Here is a 4,375-nt window from a genome sequence, read left to right as displayed (position 1 = left end):
GTTAAGTTATTACTCGATGTTCCTCCTGCAATAAATACATTTCCATTCCCATCGAGCTTTACACTGTTACAAGCATCATTTTTAGTTCCTCCAAAATAACTAGACCACAACAATTGGGTGAAATCATTTTTCAGTTTAAATATCACCCCATCTTGTTGACCACCTATTGCATTCTGAAAAGCGGTTTGCGTTGGAAAATCTGTTGACCGCGTACAAGAGGCGATGAGTATATTATCACTATCATCCAAGAAAATCTCTCCTCTAAATTGATCTCCATAATTTGTGGTTAATGAATCATAATGTATGGGTGAGGTATAATTTCCAGAACTAGGCAGATAATTCACACCATCATTCGCACTCCCACCTACATAAGTAGACCCCAACAAACTCTGACCATTAGCACTAAGCTTTGCCACGAAGATATCTGTTCCTACCGTTCCAAAATTACATCCGTTGTTGGCAATATTCAAAGCACTTCCACCTGCATGGGTAGATTGAAAACCGGCTACTATCGGAAAATCCGTACTGGAGGTCACCCCAAACAAATAGATATTATCCTGAAGGTCGCACACCAAAGAGTGCACAGTTTCTGTTCCTTGCGTATTATCACCTCCACCTAGAAAACTCGTCCATAACATGGTTTCACCATCCGCAGCATATTTACTGATAAAAGCATCTGTTGTGATAGAGTTATTGACGTTTTGCACCGTAAAATTTGATGAAGTATTGTAAGCATTAGGATCAGGTGTTGGGTAGGCATTTCCATAAATTGTTCCTCCACTATACGCACTTCCATCGTGACCATAAGTGGCCGTCATTCCAAAATTATCTGTCGGCGAACCACAATACGTAGCAAACACCAAAACAGGATCAATAATCAAAGGAGCATGTTTAGAATAAGTCCCCAAGTTAAAACCAACTACACTATCGTTGAGCATTTCAAAGGAACAACTCACTTCCTTAATTTTTCCATTTACAATCTGATAGGCATACGGCTTTTCCTCCTTAATTTGCCCCAAGTACGTTTCAATAATCAGGTTACCATCTCTCCCTATCTTCAGCTCCTCTTGATTGGCATAATGCATTTGAATTTGAGCAGGATCAACACCTTGAGCAACTTTGAATTGATATTTGAAGCTTCCTTCTAATTCTATAAGTTCTAAATCAATGCCATCGTAAAGGTTGTGCATGTGCACCTCATGATAACTCCTAACGCCATGCGTCCAGGATGATTCATCCTTACCGTAAAAAAAATTATAATAGTACTTAGACCCACCCAATTTCTCTGTGGATGTAATCTCTTGACTTCCTAAAAAATTAAGATGTATGAGGTCTTGGTTAAATGTTGTTACTCCTTTCTTCGCTTGCTTGAGTTGACCATGTACTTTCTCCAGTTCAGAATAATCTTGAAGATGGTACATCAATTTTCCTTGCTCCACCCATAGATTACCATTTGGTAAATTCATTTGAAAAAGCACCTCTTCCTTCCACTGTCCTTTATTCTCTAAAAAACCATGGTATAAACTGTGTTCATGCTCAATTTCTTGGGCAAAACTTGCACCAGAAAACAAGGCTATTACACAAAGGAAAAATAGTTTTTTAAGCATGGAAGACTAATATAAGTTTTGTTTAGTTAATAAACGAATTTTAAGTCCTAGAGGTTGTTAGACAATAGTGAGTTTGAATAGAGAGTCTAGAAAAAAAGTTTTGAACTTAGAAAAAGGTCGCTCATCTCCACTCAACTCGATAACCTAATTTTAGGCGCTTTAATTACTCTTAACCTAGGTTTCCAAGGGAGCGCTGTGGTGAGCGAAGTCGAACTATCGAGGAACCGGAATTTCGAAGCTGAAGTTTTATCAATATAAAAGAAATGAACAAACCCCAAGCTGCGAAGTAAGAATTTCATAACTTCTACGTCGAACCTCAAAACAACTCGCATGAAAACGCTCCTCACTATCTCCATACTCACCCTTGCACTGAGCACCTCAGCTCAAGACCTTGTCGACGGGTTCTTCAAAGGAAAAGGAAGAACAGATGTCGCACTAGGTTACGCTTATGAAAAAGCAAAGCTATATTATGCCGATTACACCATAGAATACGGAAGACAGCTCCACATCATCAATACCTTTGCAGAATATGGAATTACCAATAATTGGGATGTAATAGCTTCTGCTCCCCTTATTAATGGGACCCTGCAAGACGCATATTTTTTTACCAAATATGAGTTATTCAACAAGAACGGATTTAGCGTGATACCAGCACTTGGAATCTCTTTCCCCATGTCGAAATACAACACAGAAACAAGTCAATCCATTGGTCAGCGCGCCACCAATGTACAACCCAAACTAGTATTCCAATACAAACCCAATTCACCTTGGTTCATTCAAACACAAGGAACCTATCAATACACCTTAGATCCTGTACCCCACGCCTGGAATTTGTCGGTAAAAATTGGTTATGGACAAGGCAAATGGTATGGAGATTTGTGGTTTGAAAACCAGACAAGTTTAGGAGATGCTATTTTCTTGGGCAATATTCCTTACAACGACTTCAGGGAACTCGGTGTAAGCTACCAAAGTGTTGGCGGAGTAATCTACTACCAACTCAAAGATAGATTTGGACTTTCAATTTCAGCTTCTAAGGTACTGAATGGCAAAAATATTGGGAGTGCAGGGATAGTAGGTGTAAGTGGGGTTTGGAAGTTTGGGATGGAGTAGGACTTTATAAGCTATCCAAAATCTCTGCTAATTTTTTGGTTTGATACTCTCTAGAATAAAAATAAGCTACCTCCATATTACGTTCCAAAGCAATGGACTCTCCTCTTTTTTTCTTCTCCAATAATTCTTGAAGAATTTGCTTGCATTCTTCTACTGTATTTGCAATATAACCTGAATTGGTTTTTTGAATGAATTCTTCCATCACATTATTGTCGGATGGGCAAAGAAGGATGGCTTTTCCTGTTTGGAAATTGGAAAACATTTTAACGGGTAAATAACCTTTAATATTGGAAAACCCTGTGATAAAAAGTAAATCGGCATTTTTATAATCCACTTGTATCATTTCTGGCGACTTTCTCGACTCAATAACTACATCTACCTTATGCTTATCCGAGAATGCTATCACTCTATTCTTCTCTGCTGAATTGATTTCTATTCCAACAAATTTCAATTTTACTTTCCCTGAATATGCTTTACATGCTTGAATGAGTATTTCAACATTTTGTTCGGCGTATAATGTACCTGCGTACAAAACATGTAATTCATCCGAAAAATTTGAAGAAATGCCATTCTGCCTCTCATCAAACTTTGCTATACCATTCATCACTACAGAAAAATCTAATCTAAACTTTTCCTTAAGCTTTTCCGCAATGTACCTACTTACTGTAATTCCTATTGTAGCATTACTCAATACCTTATGCTCCAAGGTAACATCCATTCTCTGTAAAAAAGACAAGTTTCCTTGTTGCGTAGTACTCCATTCATCCCGATAATCAGGAACCCAATGAATTTTTGGAAAGTCCTTTTTCAGTTGATGACCAATTGCAAAACTTTGAAAGGGTCGTCCGCTGGCGATTACAATTCCAATTTCTGAATCAGATTGTAGGAGGGACTTAGCGTACGCGTAAAAATTCGAATACGGTAAAGCAGCAATAGAAAAATTCGACAAAACAATTTCCTTCAAAGTCAAAGCTTTTTGTAAAAACTTGAATTCCCCTTTTTGATCTAATCTATCTCTCAGAGATTCCTTATAAGGTAGGCGATGCACCTCATACCCATCACATTTCTCAACGACCATTTCATTGTTAACTACCTTTTCTGTCAAAGTAGTCTGGCTCTCATTCCACTGACGTGTTATCACAATAGGATAATAACCGTATTTGTGCAAATTTTCAGCCCAATACGCTGTTCTTTGCGCGCCCACAAAATTTGAAGGTGGAAAAAAATAAGATATGAGGAGGAGTTTTTTCAATTCTTAAAGGATTTGTCCTTAGATTTAAGGCTAAAAGTAACAATTCTTGAATACAAGATTACTATTATTAACTGATGGATTTCCCTTTGGTAAAAGTGAAACTTTTCTGGAAACGGAGATAGAATTTCTAGCTCAAGAATTTCAGGAAATAATTATTGTAAGTATTACTCAGAACACAAAAGAATCAAGACTAGTCCCTTACAATGTTCAAGTAGTGCCGTACTGGCCTTCTGATGGAATAGTCACAAAATTAAAAAGTCTATTCCTGCTTTTCGACAAAAGGATTTGGGAAGAGTTTTCCCACCTCAAAAACAAGTATCAGCTTTCACTTACAAAAGGTAGGTTTGCCACAATTTTAATGTCCTTTCAAAAATCAAAAATGATACGTAAAAGGATATCTTCCTTG

4 protein-coding genes are annotated in these 4,375 nt (G+C 37.5%); 2 read left to right on the top strand and 2 right to left on the bottom strand.

Annotated features, from left to right (window positions below):
• Positions 1 to 1,607 (bottom strand): SBBP repeat-containing protein (locus R3333_RS12700; RefSeq protein WP_318959148.1); only part of this gene is annotated, 1,607 nt, incomplete at its 3' end.
• 330 nt (positions 1,608 to 1,937) lie between these two features.
• On the opposite strand from R3333_RS12700, the gene R3333_RS12695 reads away from it, so the two are divergent.
• Positions 1,938 to 2,717, top strand: coding sequence for a hypothetical protein (locus R3333_RS12695; RefSeq protein ID WP_318959147.1), 780 nt, complete (start codon positions 1,938 to 1,940; stop codon positions 2,715 to 2,717).
• 4 nt (positions 2,718 to 2,721) lie between these two features.
• Here the strand turns inward: R3333_RS12695 and R3333_RS12690 are convergent, their stop codons facing one another.
• Entirely contained in the window at positions 2,722 to 3,921 is a 1,200-nt protein-coding gene (locus tag R3333_RS12690; protein ID WP_318959146.1) for a hypothetical protein, read from the bottom strand.
• Between the two features lie 94 nt (positions 3,922 to 4,015).
• Here R3333_RS12690 and R3333_RS12685 point away from each other — a divergent pair.
• The coding region (locus R3333_RS12685; protein ID WP_318959145.1) for a hypothetical protein at positions 4,016 to 4,375 on the top strand (360 nt) is incomplete at its 3' end.

This window comes from Lishizhenia sp. (genome assembly GCF_033720595.1).
Lineage (GTDB): Bacteria > Bacteroidota > Bacteroidia > Flavobacteriales_D > Crocinitomicaceae > Lishizhenia.
This window is presented reverse-complemented; position numbering and strand designations above follow the sequence as displayed.

Coding starts and splice junctions, on each gene's coding strand:
- R3333_RS12695 (WP_318959147.1), top strand. CDS start 1,938: ATGAAAACGCTCCTCACTATCTCCATACTCACCCTTGCACTGAGCACC.